Annotated in this window: 20 protein-coding genes and 1 tRNA gene; 12 read left to right on the top strand and 9 right to left on the bottom strand. The window is 69.8% G+C overall.

The features are described from left to right. Nucleotides 1–4: 4 nt before the first annotated feature. Nucleotides 5–691, bottom strand: coding sequence for a hypothetical protein (locus tag D4739_RS06090; protein ID WP_120059737.1), 687 nt, complete (start codon nt 689–691; stop codon nt 5–7). 21 nt (nt 692–712) lie between these two features. Then, complete coding sequence (locus tag D4739_RS06085; protein WP_120059736.1) at nt 713–1,291, bottom strand: nitroreductase family protein; 579 nt, start codon at nt 1,289–1,291, stop codon at nt 713–715. Between the two features lie 66 nt (nt 1,292–1,357). On the opposite strand from D4739_RS06085, the gene D4739_RS06080 reads away from it, so the two are divergent. Then, a complete protein-coding gene (locus D4739_RS06080) occupies nt 1,358–1,714 on the top strand; it encodes a Rieske (2Fe-2S) protein (RefSeq protein ID WP_120059735.1) in 357 nt (118 codons plus the stop codon). A 37-nt stretch (nt 1,715–1,751) separates the two neighbouring features. Here D4739_RS06080 and D4739_RS06075 read toward each other — a convergent pair whose 3' ends face one another. Beyond that, entirely contained in the window at nt 1,752–2,804 is a 1,053-nt protein-coding gene (locus tag D4739_RS06075) for an SDR family NAD(P)-dependent oxidoreductase (RefSeq protein WP_120059734.1), read from the bottom strand. Nucleotides 2,805–3,238: 434 nt separating this feature from the next. Between D4739_RS06075 and D4739_RS06070 the strand changes: the two genes are divergently transcribed. After that, complete coding sequence (locus tag D4739_RS06070) at nt 3,239–4,135, top strand: SDR family NAD(P)-dependent oxidoreductase (protein WP_120059733.1); 897 nt, start codon at nt 3,239–3,241, stop codon at nt 4,133–4,135. A gap of 65 nt (nt 4,136–4,200) precedes the next feature. Here D4739_RS06070 and D4739_RS06065 read toward each other — a convergent pair. Continuing rightward, a tRNA-Leu gene (locus D4739_RS06065) sits at nt 4,201–4,283 on the bottom strand. A gap of 166 nt (nt 4,284–4,449) precedes the next feature. Here D4739_RS06065 and D4739_RS06060 point away from each other — a divergent pair. From D4739_RS06060 to pknB, 7 genes are read left to right on the top strand one after another with little or no spacing between them, the layout of a single operon-like run. Next, nucleotides 4,450–5,157 carry an FhaA domain-containing protein gene (locus D4739_RS06060; RefSeq protein WP_120059732.1) on the top strand — a complete coding sequence of 236 codons (708 nt, stop codon included), beginning with the start codon at nt 4,450–4,452 and terminating at the stop codon, nt 5,155–5,157. Beyond that, on the top strand, nt 5,150–5,626 hold the full coding sequence (locus D4739_RS06055) for an FHA domain-containing protein FhaB/FipA (RefSeq protein ID WP_120059731.1): 477 nt from the start codon (nt 5,150–5,152) through the stop codon (nt 5,624–5,626). Before D4739_RS06060 ends, D4739_RS06055 begins: the two co-directional genes overlap by 8 nt. Nucleotides 5,627–5,630: 4 nt before the next feature. Beyond that, a complete protein-coding gene (locus D4739_RS06050) occupies nt 5,631–7,070 on the top strand; it encodes a PP2C family protein-serine/threonine phosphatase (RefSeq protein ID WP_120059730.1) in 1,440 nt (479 codons plus the stop codon). After that, complete coding sequence (locus D4739_RS06045; RefSeq protein ID WP_120059729.1) at nt 7,070–8,488, top strand: FtsW/RodA/SpoVE family cell cycle protein; 1,419 nt, start codon at nt 7,070–7,072, stop codon at nt 8,486–8,488. Before D4739_RS06050 ends, D4739_RS06045 begins: the two co-directional genes overlap by 1 nt. Further along, complete coding sequence (locus D4739_RS06040) at nt 8,485–9,957, top strand: peptidoglycan D,D-transpeptidase FtsI family protein (protein WP_120059728.1); 1,473 nt, start codon at nt 8,485–8,487, stop codon at nt 9,955–9,957. Before D4739_RS06045 ends, D4739_RS06040 begins: the two co-directional genes overlap by 4 nt. Then, a complete protein-coding gene (locus tag D4739_RS06035) occupies nt 9,954–11,375 on the top strand; it encodes a serine/threonine-protein kinase (RefSeq protein ID WP_120059727.1) in 1,422 nt (473 codons plus the stop codon). The genes D4739_RS06040 and D4739_RS06035 overlap by 4 nt, the downstream gene beginning before the upstream one ends. 25 nt (nt 11,376–11,400) lie before the next feature. Next, complete coding sequence (pknB, locus tag D4739_RS06030) at nt 11,401–13,164, top strand: Stk1 family PASTA domain-containing Ser/Thr kinase (RefSeq protein ID WP_120059726.1); 1,764 nt, start codon at nt 11,401–11,403, stop codon at nt 13,162–13,164. A gap of 73 nt (nt 13,165–13,237) precedes the next feature. Here the strand turns inward: pknB and D4739_RS06025 are convergent, their stop codons facing one another. After that, entirely contained in the window at nt 13,238–14,044 is an 807-nt protein-coding gene (locus D4739_RS06025) for a DUF881 domain-containing protein (RefSeq protein WP_120059725.1), read from the bottom strand. Nucleotides 14,045–14,106: 62 nt separating this feature from the next. Here D4739_RS06025 and D4739_RS06020 point away from each other — a divergent pair, with 62 nt between their 5' ends. Then, a complete protein-coding gene (locus D4739_RS06020) occupies nt 14,107–14,598 on the top strand; it encodes a cell division protein CrgA (RefSeq protein WP_120059724.1) in 492 nt (163 codons plus the stop codon). Between the two features lie 318 nt (nt 14,599–14,916). Here D4739_RS06020 and D4739_RS06015 read toward each other — a convergent pair whose 3' ends face one another. Next, on the bottom strand, nt 14,917–15,816 hold the full coding sequence (locus tag D4739_RS06015; protein ID WP_238473539.1) for a rhomboid family intramembrane serine protease: 900 nt from the start codon (nt 15,814–15,816) through the stop codon (nt 14,917–14,919). 40 nt (nt 15,817–15,856) lie between these two features. Next, nucleotides 15,857–16,372, bottom strand: a complete 516-nt coding sequence (locus D4739_RS06010; protein WP_182920327.1) for a peptidylprolyl isomerase — start codon at nt 16,370–16,372, stop codon at nt 15,857–15,859. A gap of 152 nt (nt 16,373–16,524) precedes the next feature. Here D4739_RS06010 and D4739_RS06005 point away from each other — a divergent pair, with 152 nt between their 5' ends. Then, entirely contained in the window at nt 16,525–16,848 is a 324-nt protein-coding gene (locus tag D4739_RS06005) for a hypothetical protein (RefSeq protein WP_120059723.1), read from the top strand. A gap of 61 nt (nt 16,849–16,909) precedes the next feature. Here D4739_RS06005 and D4739_RS06000 read toward each other — a convergent pair whose 3' ends face one another. After that, entirely contained in the window at nt 16,910–17,242 is a 333-nt protein-coding gene (locus tag D4739_RS06000) for a DUF3817 domain-containing protein (protein WP_238473538.1), read from the bottom strand. Between the two features lie 25 nt (nt 17,243–17,267). Beyond that, entirely contained in the window at nt 17,268–18,041 is a 774-nt protein-coding gene (locus D4739_RS05995; RefSeq protein WP_120059721.1) for an SURF1 family protein, read from the bottom strand. A 22-nt stretch (nt 18,042–18,063) separates the two neighbouring features. On the opposite strand from D4739_RS05995, the gene D4739_RS05990 reads away from it, so the two are divergent. Continuing rightward, a complete protein-coding gene (locus D4739_RS05990; RefSeq protein WP_120059720.1) occupies nt 18,064–18,861 on the top strand; it encodes an MBL fold metallo-hydrolase in 798 nt (265 codons plus the stop codon). Nucleotides 18,862–18,865 lie beyond the last annotated feature (4 nt).

Here is an 18,865-nt window from a genome sequence, read left to right as displayed (position 1 = left end):
CCGGTCAGGGAGTGAAGCTGCGTCCCCGCACCTCGGCCGGCTGCTGGTGCCCCACCGGGTTGCGGTACTCACCGAGCACGACCCGCACGTCACGTCCGGCTCCGACGTGGATCACGAACTCGCCGGTGCCGATGGAGACGATGTCACCGCGCACGACGTAGTTCAAGCCGTCCTGCTCGACCGCGAACCCGGGCTTGCACCGCACCACGTCCTCCGTGGCCAGCAGGACCAGCTGCTGCTCCGGCCTGTCGCCGAACTTCAGCGCCAGGGCAAGGACGCCGAGCATGGAGAGGTCTGCCGCGAGGACGAGCCAGAGCACGATCCGGTTGGACACGTGGCCCTCGACGACGTTGGCGCCCGGGTTGCCCGGGAGGTAGGTCGCGCGAACCTGGTCCGTCGCCTTCGCCGACTCATAGGTCTCCTCGTCGACCTCGGCGGTGTACTGGGAGTGCTGCGGGTCCGCGTCGGTCGGCAGGTGGTAGCGGATGAAGAACCGGTCAGGCTGGGGCGAGCTCGGGGGAAGCGTGTCGGTGCCGGTGACCTCGGCCGTCGTCTCCACACCCACGACGTCGAGACGCCACGAGTTCCAGGCGCTCCAGACCACGGGGAACGTGATCAGCACCATGACGAAGACCACGAGAGCCACCGAGACGCCGTGGCGAGAGGTGAGGCGGGACAGCATGGTGGTCATCCAAGCACGCCCGGCGACCGGTCAGGCGTCGTACGCCGCGCCCCACTGCCCGGCGTACACGAACTCGGAGAGCGGCTTGCGGTCCGACGGCTTCCGCTCGGGGATGTCGGTCGTCGTCGGGTCCCCGACCCGACCGATCGCGACACCAGTGGTGACCTTCCAGTGCGCGGGCACCCCGAACGCGGCCGTCACGGCGTCGTGGTCGAAGCCGGCGAACTGGTGCACGCTGAGGCCGAGCGCAGAGGCCTGGACGGTGAGGTTCGCGACGGCCTGGCCGACGTCGTACTGGGCGTAGTCGGAGAAGGCCGGCGCGTCGTCGTCCGGGTCGGATGCGATCCGGCAGACCGAGATCAGCACGGCGCTGGCCCTCGGCACCCACCCGGAGTTGCCCCGCGACAGGTGCTGGCAGATCTCCCGGTGCGTCCGGTCGCCACGGACTCCCACGAGGAAGGCCCACGGCTGGGAGTTGCCCGCGCTCGGCGCCCAGCGGGCCGCCTCGAGGAGCAACCGGAGATCAGGCTCGGCCAGCCGGTGGGCCGGGTCGAAGACGCGGGGGCTGCAACGGTCGCGCAGGAGCGGGGTCAGGTCCGGGTTCGGCACACGCCGAGTCTAGGCAGCACTGTGGTGCCCCGCCGTAGGCTGAGGCGAAGCCAACCGGAGGCAGCCATGAAGCTCGTCGGACCCGCCAGGTCATTCCCGCGCCGCACCGTCAAGGGCGTCGACGGTTACGCCGTCGGCAACAACGGCAGCGCGGAGCAGGATCACTACTTCGCCGTCGGCCGTCGGTGCCGTCACCTCGGAGCCGACCTCGCCAACGGAGCCATCGCCAAGGACGGCTGCCTGGTCTGTCCCTGGCACGGCGCGAAGTACGACGTCTCGTCGGGCCGCATGGTCCGCGGCCCCCAGGGCGTCTTCGCCAAGATCCCCGGACTCGGCGCCCTCTTCAAGGGCATCAGCGCCGTGGTTCCGCTCGGCCGGGCGAAGGTCGTCAAGCAGGGCGACGACCTCTACCTGGACCGCTGACCTGTGACCCAACCCGCCGAGGCGGGCGGCCCCGGCGTCACCAGTGGTTGCCGCGCGTGACCTCGGTGAAGATCTTGGCCGCCGGGGTCAGGCTGCCGTCCGCCACCGGTGCCTCGGCAGGAGCGGGCTGACCCTCGCCCCGCGCTGCCTTGGAGTCGGGGAACATCTTGAAGCCGGCCCCGCGGACCATGTCCATGAACTGGGGACTGATCGCGTCGGCGAACGCCGCGGCGTGTCCGAAGGCCGGGCTGACCCGGCGTGGCTGGTGCACGATCGCGTCCGCCAGCACGTCGGCCGCCTCATCCGGGGTGAGGGCGGGGAACTTCTGGTAGATCGTCGTCGCGCTGATCATCGGCGTGCGCACCAGCACCATGTGCACGGTGGAGAAGCGCACACCGTCGTCGCGGGTCTCGGCCTGCCAGGTGTCGCAGAGCATGTCGAGCGCAGCCTTGCTCGCGACGTACGCACCGAAGCGCGGAGCGCGCGTCTGCACACCGATCGACGACACGTTCACGACGTGGCCGAAACCGCGCTCGCGCATGCCGGGCAGCACCTCGAGGCAGAGTCGCACCGGGGCGAAGTAGTTGAGCTGCATCGTGCGCTCGTAGTCGTGGAAGCGGTCGTAGGACAGCTCCAGCGATCGGCGGATCGAGCGGCCGGCGTTGTTGACCAGGATGTCGATCTGGCCGAGGTCGGCCTGCACCTGCTGCGCCATCTGGGGGATCGCGTCCATGTCGGAGAGGTCGCACGGATAGACGTGCGCCTTGCCACCCGCGGCCTCGACCAGCTTCGCGGTCTCCTCGAGCTTCTCGCGCCCGCGGGCCACGAGGACGACCTCGCCACCCGCCGCACCGATCCGGATCGCCGTCGTCGCGCCGATGCCCGAGGACGCACCCGTGATCAGGGTGACCTTGTCCTTGACGGAGTTCTCCAGCGACTTGCCGCGGAGCGCGTCCAGGACGTTGAGCCCGTAGAGCGGGCGGTGGCGTCCGACGGACGAGGGACGGTGCACGGCGTCGGTGAGCGCACCGACCGGGCCGGACACTGCCTGGGAGACGAGGTTGCTGATCTGGTTCAACGGGTTGGCCATGGTTGGCAGTATTGACCCGCGCGCGTGCTGCCGGGAAGGTCCAGATTTTCCATCGGACATCCACCCCTTCCCGTGACCTTCGGTCGGCAGGTCGCCAGCGCCGCTCGTCGGTGCGTGAAATAGCTGCTGACCTGCGGGTTCGTCCCGCGTCCGATGACGGTTTACACCCCTGCGGGAGGTGTACAGATCGTCGAGATCACGCTTGCTGACACCGGTTCAGGGATGCGTGGGTTCACCGGCGACAAACCCACGTGTGCGGCCAAGAGCGCCCGCTGCGGAGGGGCCTTCTTCCTCGATACGACACACCTGTGCGCCATGGACGGAAGAGCCTTCCCGGAAACCGGGGGTTTGGCCGCACGACTGTGGGGCCACAAGCGGGGGCTGACCAACCGCGCGCAACACTGGCGCCATCCCCCAGTTTTCGAGGAGTCACGATGTCCTTCACCCCTGCTGACCTTCCGGACCTGACCGGCGTACGAGCGATCGTGACCGGCAGCAACGCCGGCATCGGTGAGGTGACCGCGCGCGAGCTTGCTGCGCGCGGCGCGGAGGTGACCCTGGCCTGCCGCAACACCGATGCGGCGACCGAGGCCGCCCGCGCAATCCCGGGCACGACCCACGTCGAGCAGCTCGACCTGGCCTCTCTCGACTCGGTCCGTGACTTCGCCGAGCGATGGGACGGACCACTCGACCTGCTGGTCAACAACGCGGGCGTGATGACCCCGCCGAGCTACCGCGAGACGGCCGACGGCCACGAGCTCATGTTCGGCACGAACCACCTCGGTCACTTCGCGCTCACGGGTCGCCTGCTGCCCGCGCTCCTCGAGGCGGAGGCGCCGCGCGTTGTGACGGTTGCCTCCATCGCGCACCACCGCGGCGACGCCCGCGTCCTCGACGCGAACCCGCCGGAGGGCTACGCGGCCGAGCGCTACTACGGCAACTCCAAGCTCGCCAACGTGCTCTTCTCCCGTGAGCTGCACCGCCGGGCGACGGCCTCGGGCTCGAAGGTCGTCTCGACCGCGGCGCACCCGGGCATCTCCGCCACCAATCTGGTCGCCTCGCGCGACGGCATGGGCGCCAACCGGCTGATCCACCTCACCGCGCCGTACTTCATGCCCGTGCTGTTCCAGTCCGCCGCCAAGGGCGCCAACCCCACGCTGTACGCCGCGACGCTGGGCGAGCCAGGCTCCTACACGGGACCGCAGCGGATGCGTGAGAGCCGCGGACCGATCGGACCCGCCAGGCCGAGCCGGCAGGCGCGCGACGAGCAACTCGCAGCCGACCTCTGGGCGCTCAGCGAGGAGAAGACCGGGGTCAGCTTCGCTCTCTGAGCGCTGCCGGCCCGCAGCAAACGCAAGGTGGGCCCCGTCTCTCGACCGGGCCCACCTGATTCACGTGCGCGAGGGGGGATTTGAACCCCCACGCCCTTTCGGACACTGGCACCTGAAGCCAGCGCGTCTGCCGTTCCGCCACTCGCGCGTGAAGCGGGCCAAGGTTATCCCAGCCCCGCCGGATCGCCCAAACCGGCCCCGGTGCGTCCCCGGACGCCCATGGCCAAGGCCGATACGATCGCTGGGCAGCGGGGCACAGTGCCCACTGGGCGGCAGAGCCGCGGGCCCCGACATACGACGTGGAAGGAGGTGCCATGAGCGGTCTACAGCGCTTCGAGGACAAGCTCGAGCAGTTCGTCGCGGGTACCTTCGCTCGGGTCTTCCGCAGCGCCGTGCAGCCGGTGGAGATCTCCGCCGCGCTCCAGCGCGAGGTCGACAACAACTCCCAGATCCTCAGCAGGGACCGTCGGCTGGTGCCGAACTCGTTCCACGTGGAGCTGAGCCCCGGCGACCTCGAGCGGCTCGCGCCCTTCGACTCGACCCTCGCCGCCGAGCTCACCGACAGCCTGCGGGAGCACGCCGAGCACCAGAGCTATGTCTTCCCGGGTCCCGTGCGGATCGAGTTCGACGTCGCCAATGACCTGACCACCGGCCGGTTCCGGGTGCGCAGCGCAGCCCAGGCCAAGGTGACGACGCACGCCTCCGACACGCAGGTGGCGCGGGCCCGCTGGTTCCTCGACGTCAACGGGGCCAAGAACCCGGTGAACCCGCCGGGCCTCGTGGTGGGCCGCGGCACCGATGTCGACCTGCAGATCAACGACCCCGGGATCAGCCGCCACCACGCTCGCTTCCGCCTCGAAGGCGACCGCCTCTCGGTGCAGGACCTCGGCTCGACCAACGGGATCCTGATCGACGGCAACGCTGCCCAGTCCGCCACTCTGTACGACGGGTCGACGGTCCGGCTGGGCAACACGACAATGACCGTTCACAGGGTGGCCGGCAGTCAGGATGAAAATGTCTGAGTTGACTCTCTTCCTGATCCGCATCGCCTACCTGGCGGTGCTGTGGATCTTCGTGCTCTCGGCGATCTCGGTGATCCGCACCGACATGTTCGGCGCACGCCTCTCCTCCGGAGCTGCACCGAAGCCGGCCAACGCCCGGCCGGCCAAGCCCGCCAAGGCCCCGGCCAAGCGGCGCGGCGCGGCCACCCACGTCATCGTCACCGAGGGCGGCAACGCCGGCGAGCGGGCCGACCTGTCCCAGGCGCCGCTGCTGATCGGCCGCGGACCCGACGCCGCCATCCGCCTCGACGACGACTACGTCTCGACCCGTCACGCGCGGATCGCTGCCTCGGGCGAGCAGTGGTTCGTCGAGGACCTCGGCTCCACCAACGGCACCTACGTCGGCGCCACCCGCATCACGCAGCCGACGACGGTCACCCTCGGCACCCGGATCCGCATCGGCAAGACCATCCTCGAGCTGAGGAAGTAGCCGCATGCCCGTGAACGCCGGCAGCCCCGAGGACTCCGTCAACACCGGCACGGAACCGGCAGCCATCCCTGACGCTGGCGGGAGCGTGCCCAACGCGGCCCTGCGGCTGCAGTTCGCGGCGCTCTCCGACGTCGGCCGCGTCCGCAAGGACAACCAGGACTCCGGCTACGCCGGCCCGTGGCTGCTCTCCGTCTGCGACGGCGTGGGCGGCGCTGCCCGTGGCGACGTCGCCTCGAGCACGACCATCCAGCAGCTGCGCAAGCTTGACCAGCAGCCGGCAGGCGACCTGATTGCGCTCGTTGCGGGCGCGCTGCACCGCGCCCACGACCGGATCGGTGAGCTCGTCGAGCAGGACCCCCAGCTCAACGGCACCAGCACGACCGCGACGCTCGCGCTCTTCGACGGGCACCAGCTGGCGATCGGTCACGTCGGTGACACCCGCGCCTACCTCCTGCGCGGCGGCGAGCTCAAGCAGCTCACCAAGGACCACACCTTCGTCCAGTCGCTCATCGACGAAGGACGGATCACCGAGGCAGAGTCGCGAGTGCACCCGCACCGCAACCTGATCCTCCAGGCCATCGACGGTGTCCACGACGCCGAGCCCGACCTCTTCCTCGTCGAGCTCGCCCCCGGTGACCGGGTGATGCTCTGCAGCGACGGCGCCTGCGGAGTCCTCGAGGACGACCGGATCGCCGACATCCTCGGCACCGCCACCCCTGACTTCGCCGTTGTCGAGCTGGTCCGCGCCAGCCTCGAGGCGGGCAGCACCGACAACGTCACCTGCGTCGTGGCCGACGTGATCGCGGCCGACAACACCACCGTCGCTCCCACCGAGGACCCGCTCCTCGTGGGTGCCGCCGCCGAGCTGCCACGTCGCCGCTCCGGCATGGCCACCACGATGGGCGGCAGGTTCCGGGGCCACCGCTCCGGCGACACCGGTGAGCTCGAGCCGGTGCCCGCTCTTCCGGACGACTACCCCCGCGCGATCCCGGCGGATCCGCTGGACCCCGAGACCGTGCGTTATGCGCCCCGCGCGCCGCGTCGCTTCGTCACCCTCAAGCGGCTCGCCGCGACCGCGGTCGTGCTCGGACTCTTCTGGATGGCCGGCGCCGCGGCGTACTTCTGGAGCCAGAAGCAGTACTACGTCGGGGTCCACGACGGCACCGTCACCATCTTCCGCGGCATCGACGCGGAGGTGGGGTCGCTCGACCTGGGCAAGCCCTACGAGGAGTCCGACCTGCAGGTCGACACCCTCAGCGAGTACGTCCGCGGCACCCTCCAGGAAGGGATCGATGCCAGCAGCCTCGAGGACGCACGACGCACCGTCTCCAACCTGGTGACCTCGCTCCAGGCCGACAAGCTGGACGGCGAGCAGACCACGACACCGAGCCCGACGCCCAAGCCCGCCCCCACGACGTCCGGCACCACCGGGGGCGAGGCCTGATGCCGCGCAGCCAGACCGGCCAGCCCGGGTTCCTCGGCTTCGTCCATCGGCGTCGCCGCGGTGCAGAGCTCTTCCTGCTTATCCAGGCGCTCGTCGTCGGCATCGGCGGCTACGCCGCGGTCGGCATCGGCGTCGACGGCGAGGTCCCCACCAACATCCTCACGTACGGCGGCTGGCTGGCGCTGCTGATCATCGCCTGCCACGTGACGGTCCGCAGGACCGCGCCGTACGCCGACCCCGTGCTGCTTCCCGTCGTCGCCGCGCTCAACGGCCTCGGCCTGGCGGTGATCCGCCGGCTCGACCTAGCCGAGATCGCCCAGGCCGCGGGAGCCGGCCGCGAGCCCAAGACCTTCGCCACCGACCAGCTGATCTGGATGACGATCGGCGTCGGGCTCTTCATCGGCACGCTCTCGGTCCTGCGCGACCACCGGGTGCTGCAGCGGTTCACCTACACGAGCGGCCTTGCCGCGATCGTGCTGCTGCTGATGCCGATCATGCCGGTGATCGGCAAGGAGACCAACGGAGCGCGCATCTGGGTCGACCTCGGTCCGGTCGGCATGCAGCCCGGCGAGGTCGCCAAGGTCCTGCTCGTCATCGCCTTCGCGGGCTACTTGGTGGTGCACCGTGACGCGCTCGCCCTCGCGGGCCGCCGCTTCTTCTTCGTCGACCTGCCCCGCGGCCGCGACCTCGGCCCGATCCTCGCGATGTGGCTGATCAGCCTCGGGATCCTGGTCTTCCAGCACGACCTCGGCTCGTCGCTGCTCTTCTTCGGCATCTTCCTGACGATGCTCTACGTCTCGACCGAGCGCCCCGGCTGGCTCGTCGTCGGTGCCGCGCTCTTCTTCGCGGGTGCCTTCTTCGGCTACCAGGTCTTCGGTCACGTGCAGTCCCGCGTCCTCGACTGGCTGGATCCGTTCCGCGCCTGGGACGACGGCTCCCAGCAGGTCGGCCTGTCGATGTTCGGCATGTCCTGGGGCGGGCTGCTCGGCCGCGGCCTCGGCGCGGGCCGACCCGACCTGATCCCCTACGCCGAGAGCGACTTCATCGTGGGCGCGATCGGTGAAGAGCTCGGACTGACCGGCGTCATGGCAGTGATCCTGCTCTACGGGATCATCGTCGAGCGCGCACTGCGCGCCGCCCTGGTCTGCCGCGACGGCTTCGGCAAGCTCGTGGCCTGCGGCCTCGGTGTGGTCTTCGCGCTGCAGGTCTTCGTCGTCATCGGCGGCGTCACGGACCTGATCCCGCTGACCGGCCTCACCACCCCCTTCCTCTCCTACGGTGGTTCGTCCCTCGTCGCCAACTGGGTGATCGTGGCGCTGCTCCTCCGCATCTCCGACCAGGCCCGCCGGCCCGTGCCGGACCTGTCGTCCGACGAGCCGTCCGAAGCCGAGACCACCCAGGTGGTGAAGTTCGCGTGAACAAGCCGATCCGCACACTGTCGCTCTTCTGCGGACTGCTCTTCCTGGTCCTGCTCGGCAACGCGACGTACCTCCAGTACGTCAAGGCCGACGACCTCAACGGCAACTCCCTGAACCGCCGCGTGATCGAGGCGTCGTTCGCACGCGAGCGGGGGGCGATCCTCGTCGACGGTGACCCCGTCGCCGAGTCGAAGAAGTCCGACGACCGCTACGAGTGGCAGCGGACCTACCCCCGGCCGGCGCTCTTCGCCCACGTCACGGGCTGGTTCTCCTTCTTCTCCCAGTCCGGCATCGAGCGGGCCGAGAACGACGTGCTCTCCGGTGACGACCCGCAGCTCTTCGTGACCCGCCTGGTCGACCTGCTCAGCAATGCGCAGCCCAAGGGCGGCAGCGTCGAGCTCACCCTCGACCCTGCGGCGCAGCGCGCGGCGTACGACGGGTTGCTGGCGCTCGGCGAAGGCACCCAGGGCTCGGTCGTGGCCCTCGAACCCGCCACCGGCCGCGTGCTGGCCATGGTGTCCGTGCCATCGTTCGACCCCAACAAGCTTGCCTCCCACGACCTGACGTCGGTGCGCGACGCCGACGCCGCCCTCAATGCGCGCAAGGACCAGCCCAAGCTGAACCGCGCGATCCAGACGACGCTCCCGCCCGGCTCCACCTTCAAGCTGGTGACTGCCGCAGCCGCCATCGAGGAGGGCCTCTACGGCCCCGAGTCGCAGGTGCCGGCCGGCGCGTCGTACCAGCTGCCGCTGACGTCCAACGAAGCCGGACGCGTCACCAACGCGACCGGCAACGCCTGCAACCCCTCGACCGTCACGCTGAAGTTCTCCCTCGAGTGGTCGTGCAACACGACGTTCGCGAAGATCGCCGACGAGCTGGGCGTGGACAAGATGCGCGAGATGTCGGAGAAGTTCGGCTTCAACGACACCTCGCTGCTCGACCTTCCGGGCCAGGCGAAGAGCGCGTACCCCGGCGACCTCGACCGGGCCCAGACCGGCCTGTCCGGCTTCGGCCAGTCCAACGTCAGGGCGACACCGCTGCAGATGGCCATGGTCGCCGCCGGCATCGCCAACCGCGGCGAGGTGATGCGCCCGCACCTGGTCGACGAGATCCGCTCGCCGGACTTCGACTCCCTGGGCAAGAGCAAGAACGAGGTCTACAGCCGGGCGATCAGCGCCGCGACGGCCCGCCAGCTCACCGACATGATGGTCGGCGTCGTCGACCAGGGCACGGCAGGCACGGCCCGGATCCCGGGCATCCGGGTCGCTGGCAAGACCGGCACGGCCCAGACCGGCCGCGACGACATCGCCAACTACGCCTGGTTCGTCTCCTTCGCACCCGCCGACGACCCGCAGATCGCGGTCGCCGTCATGATCCAGAACAGCAACCGGGTCAACTCCGAGATCTCGGGTGGTGGCCTCGGTGGCCCGATCGCCAAGGCAGTCATGGAAGCGGTGATCAACCGATGACCTACGCCGATGACCTCGAGCGCTACCAGCTCGACGAACGCATCGCGACCGGTGGCATGGGCGAGGTCTGGCGCGGCACCGACACGGTCCTGCACCGGCCCGTTGCGATCAAGCTGCTCAAGACCGAGCTCGCCGACGACCCGGAGTTCCGCGCCCGCTTCGAGACCGAGGCGCGGCACGCGGCCGCGCTGCACCACCCCGGCATCGCGTCCGTCTTCGACTTCGGCGACGCCTCCCGGAGCACCCAGGGGTCCCACCGTCCCTACCTGGTCATGGAGCTCGTCGACGGCAAGCCGCTCTCGGCGCTGCTGCGCCGCGGCAAGCCGATGCCGGCCGACCAGGCCACGGCACTGCTCTCCCAGGTCGCGGACGCGCTCGGCGCCGCCCACCGCGCCGGCATCGTCCACCGCGACGTGAAGCCTGCCAACCTGCTGGTCACACCGGATCGCCAGGTGAAGGTGACCGACTTCGGCATCGCCCGCGCCGGTGACGGCGTCGCGCTGACCCGCACCGGCCAGGTGATGGGCACTCCTCAGTACCTCTCCCCCGAGCAGGCCGAGGGTCGACCGGCGTCCTACGCCAGCGACGTGTACTCCCTCGGCGTGGTGCTCTACGAGTGCCTGGCCGGACGGCGTCCCTTCGACGCCGACTCCCCCGTCGCCACCGCGCTCGCCCACGTGCGCGAGCCGGTGCCGGACCTGCCCGCCGACGTGCCGCCGGGCCTGGCCGCTGTCGTCTACCGCTGCCTGGCGAAGGATCCGAAGGACCGGTTCCGTGACGGCGCAGCCCTGGCGGTTGCCCTGCGCGACCCCGACGCTGTTGCGCCCCTGGCACCGCACACGGTTCCGGTCGACACCTCCCTCGGCAAGCCGGTTGTTCCGGCCGCGCCCGCCACGGCGGTGCTCACCGGACTGCCTCCCGCCTCGGCGTACTCCGGCGAGCAGCCCGTGCAGAAGCAGGGCGGTGGCTGGCTCTGGCTGGTCGCGATCCTGCTCGGAGCACTGCTGGTCCTCGTCGGCTGGGCGCTGTGGCAGAACCTCGACAGCGGGCAGGAGCCGTCGGAGACTCCGTCGACGACCCCTGCGGTCACGACGAGCTCCGCCACCGACAACACCGTCGAGCTGCCGGCGACGGTCTGCTCAGGGCAGATCGACGACGTCGCCGACTCGATCACCCGACGTGACCTCTCGGTCGCCCGCGAGCCGCAGGACAACCCCGGCGACGAGATCGCCGGCGACGTCATCGACTGCAACCCGACGGGCACGCTGACCAAGGGCCAGACCGTGACCGTCCGGTTCTGGGGCGAGGCACCGACGCCCAGCGAGTCACCCACTCCGTCGGAGTCGCCGACCACGGCCACCACCGCTCCGACGACTGCCGCAACCACCAGCCCCACCAACCCGCTCCCCGGCCTCTGATGAACCGCGCGAAGGACAAGCACCCATGACGAACCAGCAGCCGACCGTGGTCGGTGGTCGTTACGAACTCGGCGAGCTCCTCGGTCGCGGTGGCATGGCCGAGGTGCGCAAGGGAGTCGACACCCGCCTCGGCCGCGTGGTCGCGGTCAAGCGGCTGCGCACGGACCTCGCCAGCGACCCGACCTTCCAGGCGCGCTTCCGCCGCGAGGCCCAGTCCTCCGCGTCGCTGAACCACCCGGCCATCGTCGCTGTCTACGACACCGGCGAGGAGCACACCCCCGACGGGGTGGCCCAGCCCTACATCGTCATGGAGTACGTCGCCGGGCGCACGCTGCGTGACATCCTCCGTGAGGGCCGCAAGATCCTGCCCGAGCGCGCCCTCGAGATCGCCTCAGGGGTGCTCTCCGCGCTCGACTACAGCCACCGCGCCGGCATCATCCACCGCGACATCAAGCCGGCCAACGTCATGCTGACGCCCAGCGGCGACGTGAAGGTGATGGACTTCGGCATCGCCCGCGCCGTCTCCGACGCCGCGAACACGATGACGCAGACCGCTGCCGTCGTGGGCACCGCCCAGTACCTCTCCCCGGAGCAGGCACGCGGCGAGAGCGTCGACTCCCGCTCCGACGTCTACTCCGCGGGCTGCCTTCTCTACGAGCTCCTCACCGGCCGACCCCCGTTCATCGGTGAGTCCCCGGTGGCCGTCGCCTACCAGCACGTCCGCGAGCCGGCTGACCCGCCGTCGACGCACGACACCGATGTCGATCCCGAGCTCGACGCGATCGTGATGAAGTCGCTGACCAAGCGGGTCGAGGACCGCTACCAGTCGGCTGCGGCGATGAGGTCGGACATCGAGCGCTACCTCGCCGGTCGCCCGGTGCAGGCTCCCGCCGTGGCCGCGGTCCCGGCGACTGCGGCCACGACCTACGGCGGCCCGACCGGCATCGTCTCGGGCAACACCGGCGGGCACACCGCGGTCGGCCTCCCGGTCATCCAGGACGAGCCTCCGCGGCGTCGTACCGGCCTGTGGTTCCTGCTCGCTCTGCTGCTGATCGCACTGGTCGGTGCGCTGGCGTTCGCCGTGCCCAAGCTGCTCGACGACACCCCGGAGCAGGTCAGCGTCCCCAACGTCGTCAACCTGCTCCAGGCAGCGGCGACCAGTGAGCTGCGCGCGGCGAACTTCCAGGTCGAGGTGGTCGAGGAGACCAGCTCCACCGTGCCCAAGGGCAAGGTCTTCGAGCAGGACCCCGAGGGCGGCACGCTCCGCGACCTCGGCAGCACCGTGCAGATCACCGTCTCCTCGGGCAAGCCGTCGAAGATCGTGCCGACCGTGATCGACCAGGACTTCGCCGAGGCCGAGGCGACCCTGCTCGCTGCCGGCTTCCGCGTGAAGCAGGAGCCCCGGGAGTCCGACAAGGACACGGGGCTCGTCGTCGACCAGTTCCCCGTCGGCGGGCAGACCGTCACCGAGGGCCGGATGATCACGCTCTACGTCTCTGACGGCCCGGAGAAGATCCCGAACGTGGTCGGCAAGACCGAGGCCCAGGCCAAGGCGCTGCTGCGCGACGCGAACTTCACCGTGTCGGAGGTGCGCTACTCCATGGAACCGACCGACAAGCCGGCCGGCACCGTGATCGAGCAGTTCCCCGGATCGCAGGAGGCACCCGAGGGCACCGGGGTCTCGCTCCTCGTGACGAAGTACGTCGCCCCCACCCCGACGCCGAGTCCCACGCCGACCCCGAGCGTCACCGACTCCACCGGTGGCGGCGGGCTCTTCGGCATCGGCTGATCCCCGCGGCCGAGAGGCCAGGATTGGTGCGCCGAAAAGTCAGGTCTGGTGCGCCGAAAGGTCAGGTCTGGCGTCAGCTCAACGGCTTCGCGTACGCCGGCCGCACCAGGCCGGCGTACGCCGGGGCGACGATGTCGTCCTCGCGGTCCAGCGACCAGCCGATCTGGATGCTGCTGAGCTCGGACTGGCGCCGGTACTCGGCGAGGTAGCTGTCGACCGCGATCCGCCCCTCGAGGACATCCGGGTCGCCCACCGCGCTGATCTCGTAGGGCTGCGGGAAGTAGAGCCCGTTGACCTGCACCGAGCTGCCGGCGCACTGGATGCCGGTGGTGGTGACCACGCGCTGGCCCTCGATGGTGACTGCGGTGGCGCCGGCCGCCCACATCGCGTTGACGACGGCCTGGATGTCCTGCTGGTGCACGACAAGCTTGTTGATGTCCTCGTCGCTCGAGTCGCGCACCTCGCGCGGGGCGTCGGACAGGGTGACCGTGATGCCGGGGCCACTGACCTTGGTGAGACCCGCGGGCTTGCGCGCCTGCCGTGCCTGGGCCTGCGCCTGGCGCACGCGCAGGTCCTTGGAGTTGGCGGTCAGTGCCTCGACCTGCCGGCTGAGCTCGCGCGACTCGGCCTGGAGGGAGCGCAGGTGCTGGTCCTCCACGTGGACCAGACCGGCCAGGTCCGTCGTGCGCCCCGGACGCAGGTCGGTGCCCTCGCTGTTGGCCGCGCTCACGGCGAAGAGGCCGCCGGTCATGAGGAAGACCACGGGCGTGACCACGGCCCACGGACGCCGCAGCGAGGGGCGATGGAGGGATGGCCGCGGGAAGCGGGAAGATCCCTCGTGCGCGCCACCCGTGGGTGGCGCGTCAGGTGCGCCGGTCATGCCGACTACGCTAGCCGGGGTCGCGCGATCCTGCGCGGCGCCCCGATCGCTGGAGGACCCTCGTGTCGAAGCTCAAGGCCAATCAGCAGTATGTCGATCCGTCGGCCGGACCGCTCTTCTCGGTTCGTTTCCTGCTCTCGCTGCTGCTGATGGTGGCGGGCATCGCCTGGGTCGTGATCTGGACGCTGCACCTGCACGACGTGCAGGGCTGGCAGGAGACCTTCCAGAAGGGCAAGGAGCCGAAGGCCCTGATCCCGGGCATGAAGAAGCTCGACACCTGGAACTGGGCGGTCGGCTTCGGCGCGATCTACCTCGGCCTGATCTTCGCCGCACACAAGAAGACGCCGCTGGGCCGGGGCCGCGGTGTCCTGGTCGGCATGCTCGGCTGCTTCCTGGTCGGCCTGATCTGGATCTGCACGTTCTACGTCTTCGCCAACCGCCCTGCTGGTTCCGACGGCGCCATCTGGCTGCTCTCCGACCTCGGCCAGTTCAACCTGATGGTCGGCATCGGCTTCATGGCGGTGGGCTTCACCTACGCCACCAAGTGGGAGTAGCCCCGCCGAAAGGTCAGTTCTGGCCCGCCGAAACGTCAACCTTGGTGGGCCGAGACGTCAACTCTTGTCCAGCTGAACGCCCCGCCATCCGGCGGGGCGTTCTGCATTTGTGCCTCTGACCTGCGGAATCACAGGGGTGTAAGTAATCCACAGGAGTTATCCACAGTGTGGATAACTCCTCGTCGCCGGGGCAGGCGCCAACGGCCAGAGCGGGGCCCAGATCAACGGGACCGTCGAAAGAGGCCCGTCATCCGACCCCATGACGGGCCCAGATGCCCGGGGCCGCGCATGGTGGCCCGCGCCGACGTCGGTCTGGCGTCAGGCGAGGGCGAGGGAGCGCGCCGCGATCGCGGCGACCACCACGACGGCGTACGCCGCGACGCCGGCGAGCTGCCAGCGGGCCCGCTGCGGGCCCTTGGGCGAGAAGACGAAGATCGCCATCAGCGCGAGTCCGCCGAGGAAGCCGCCGAGGTGGGCCTGCCAGGAGATGAAGCCGCGCCCGACCACAGTGATCGCGGCATTGATGCCGATCCAGAACAACAGGTTCTGCACGTTGCCGCGCACCTTGATCGCAAGGATCAGCAACGCGCCCATCAGGCCGAAGACCGCGCCGGAGGCGCCGATCGTCGGGACACCGGCGGCAGCGGACCAGAAGACGAGGGCGGAGCCGGCGAGCCCGGAGAGCAGGTACAGCGCCAGGAAGCGGATCCGTCCCAACGCCAGCTCGAGCTGGGGACCTAGCACCCAGAGCGCGAGCATGTTGAAGCCGATGTGGATCAGGTCGACGTGCGTGAACATCGTCGTGAGGAGCTGCCAGAAGGCTCCGTCACCGACACCGGGGAACCACTGGGCAGGTGCAACCGTCGAGCAGATCTGTTCGCTGCCGACGCTGGGGAACCAGCCGGCGCCCTGGACACAGCGTCCGACCGGGATCAGCGCGAGCCGGTAGAGCCAGTCACTCGCGTTGCCTCCGGTCGCGGTCAGCAGCAGCCACACCAGCACGTTGATGCCGATCAGCACCTTGGAGGTGAGGGTCGGGTCGGCGACGCGCGCCCCGCCGTACGCCGTGCGACCAGCGCGGGTGGACTTCGCGCCCTCCTTCACGCACGAGGGGCACTGGAAGCCGACTGCCGCCGGGAGCATGCAGTCCGGGCAGATCGGGCGCTCGCAGCGCTGGCAGCGGATGTGCGCCTCCCGCCCCGGGTGCCGATGGCACACCGGGGCTGAGGAGGCAGCGTTGTCGCTCAGGGTCGTGAGCTCAGGAGCGGGTGATCTCGACCGACTCGATGACCACGGGGGTCTTCGGGCGGTCGCCGGGGCCGGTAGGGGTGACACCGATGGCGTCGACGACGTCGCGCGACTCCTGGTCGGCGACCTCACCGAAGATCGTGTGGCGGTTGTTCAGCCACGGCGTGGCCGCAACGGTGATGAAGAACTGCGAGCCGTTGGTGCCCGGGCCGGCGTTGGCCATGGCGAGCAGGTAGGGCTTGCCGAAGTTGAGCTCCGGGTGGAACTCGTCCTTGAACGTGTAGCCCGGGCCGCCGGTGCCGGTGCCGAGCGGGCAACCGCCCTGGAGCATGAAGTCAGCGATGACGCGGTGGAAACCGAGGCCGTCGTAGTACTTCTCGCCCGAGCGACCGGCGTCGTCGGAGTAGTCCTTCGTACCCTCGGCGAGGCCGACGAAGTTCTCGACCGTGGCCGGAGCGTGGTTGGGGAACAGGTTGATCTTGATGTCACCCATGGTGGTCTTGAGGGTGGCCTGCAGGTCAGACATGGCTGCCTTTCGCAAAAGAGGTACGACGATGCCCCCTGATCTTCGCAGGCGGGACCCAACGGGCCAACCTCGACCGGCACACCTCTGCTGACGAGCCCTTCCCGGACGGAAAACTCTGGCAGCGGTTACCGCCCGTCGGGCAGGATCGACTCATGGCACAGCTCAAGGGCAAGGACCTGGTCGACCTCGTCGACCAGTGGGCCCCGCAGATCGAGAAGTCGCTCAACCAGATCGCGACCAAGGGCCCGAAGATGTTGAACAAGGGTCGCAAGATCGCCAAGGAGAAGGGCGCATCCGTGCCCAAGAAGTCGACCGAACCGAAGCCCCTGGGAGGCAACGTGAAGAAGCTGATCGCGCTCGGCGGTCTCGCCGCGCTCGCGTACATGGGGATCCGCCGCCTGCTCGGCGGTGGCTCCGACTGGCAGGCACCCGTCATCGACGAGGTCGAAGAACTCCAGGACCCGGTCATCGACTGACTCCCGGGCGACTGACTCCCGGGCGACTGGCTCGCGGGCCGGCTGACCCCGGGTCAGCAGGTCAGGAGCTGACCAGCTCCGGGTTCTCGTTGCGCAGGCGCGCCTCGACCTTGCGCTCGACGAAGAAGATCAGCACCGGCACGAGGCCGGAGAGCAGCAGCAGTCCGAGGAAGCTGAGCTTCCAGCCGGCGCGCTGCGAGAGCAGGAACGCGACCACGACGTACACGATGTAGACCCAGCCGTGGAGCATCCACACGATCGAGACCTGCTCGCCCAGCTCCTGCAGAGTGCTGCCATCGGCGAGCAGGTAGTTGCACAGCGAGGCGGCGGTGCCAACGATGAGCAGCACGCCGACGACGAACGCCAGGACCTTGTAGACACCGAAGAGCTTCACGCGCAGAACGGTACCCGGCAGGGCTTCACTCCCGGTCATCCTGCAGGTGGTCAGGTTCGTCACCCAGCACGTCGTCGCTCAGCCAGCGCCACCACATGAAGACCGCGAACCCCGCAAAGAACCACCACTCGATCGCGTAGAACAGGTTGCGGATCGCGGTGAAGCGCGGCGAGGGAGGGAGCTGGTCGAGCTCGGCACGCTCGAGACCATCGGTGCCGGTGTTGCTCCCCGCCGTGGCGATCGCGGGCTGAGCCACGGCGTACGCACCGTAGAGGTCGCCGCTGACGTGGTGGAGGGCGTCGGCGATCCGCAGCTGCGGGAGTACGTCGTCGGTCGCGTCGTCGTCGACGGCACCCGTGCCTTCTGCCGGCTGCAGCCAGCCGGTGAGCTCAGCCGCTCCGCGTGGAGCCGCCGGAACATCCGTCCGCGAGGCGGCCCAGCCGCGCACCACCATCAGCTCCGCGGTCCCGGGACCGACCTCGAGCGGCGTCACGACCCAGTAGCCGTCGACCCCGTTGCGCTCACGGCCGCTGATCAGGATGGTGCCGTCAGGCTCCCAGGTGCCGCGCAGCGCGACCGGCTGGCCCACGTACTTCCCGGGGAAGGGGTCGTCCGGACCCATGACCTGGGTCAACGGCAGGGCGGGGATCTGGCTGAGGTCGCGAGCCGCTGCGTCCCGCTTCGCGTGCCACGCGTCGTACTGCCAGTATCCGAGTGCGACCGCCGCGGCAACGCACGCCAGTGCCAGGAGATGGACCGCCCAGTAACGCGGATGGAGCGGATGCGGGCGGTCGGGCACGGCGCAAGCCTACGATCGGGGCATGACGACGCGGATCCACCACCTCAACTGCGGGACGATGCGCCCGCTCGCTGCCCCCGGCGGCCGGCTGATGCCCCGCCGTATGGTCTCCCACTGCCTCCTCGTGGAGCGACCCGAGGGCCTGGTCCTTGTCGACAGCGGCTTCGGCACGGAGGACCTCGCCAACAAGCGCCGGCTCGGTCGCCCGTTCCTCGCCGGGGTGCGGCCGGTGCTCGACAGCCGCGAGACCGCTCAGGCCCAGATCGCAGCGCTTGGCTTCGCAGCCGTTGACGTGACGGATGTCGTCCTGACCCACCTCGATGTCGACCACGCCGGCGGGATCGGCGACTTCCCGGGCGCGCGGATCCACGTCGACGCGGCCGAGCACACCGCCGCGATGGCCCCGAAGTCGCTGCTCGAGAAGCGGCGCTACATCCCGGGCCAGTGGGCCCACGGACCCGAGTGGGCGCTGCACGAGGCGGGAGGCGACGACTGGTTCGGGTTCACGGGCGTCAAGGCCGTCGGCGACGACATCGTGCTGATCCCGCTGCGGGGCCACACGCGCGGTCACTCCGGCGTCGCGGTGCGGCAGCCCGACGGCAGCTGGACCCTCCACGCGGGTGACTCCTACTTCTGGGCCGGCGAGCTGGAGACTCCTCCGGTCCTCAACTTCGGGCTGGTCGGCTTCCAGAAGCTCATGGCTGTCTACGAGGACCAGCGGCGCACCAACCAGGAGCGCCTGCGCGAGCTGCGGTCGTCCCACCCGGAGATCACCATCTTCTCCGCCCACGACGCCACGGAGTTCGACGCGCTCTCGTGACGCG

Source organism: Nocardioides cavernaquae (genome assembly GCF_003600895.1).
Taxonomy (GTDB): domain Bacteria; phylum Actinomycetota; class Actinomycetes; order Propionibacteriales; family Nocardioidaceae; genus Nocardioides; species Nocardioides cavernaquae.
The sequence above is the reverse complement of the archived record's forward strand: the minus strand, read 5'-3'. Positions and strand labels throughout refer to the sequence as shown.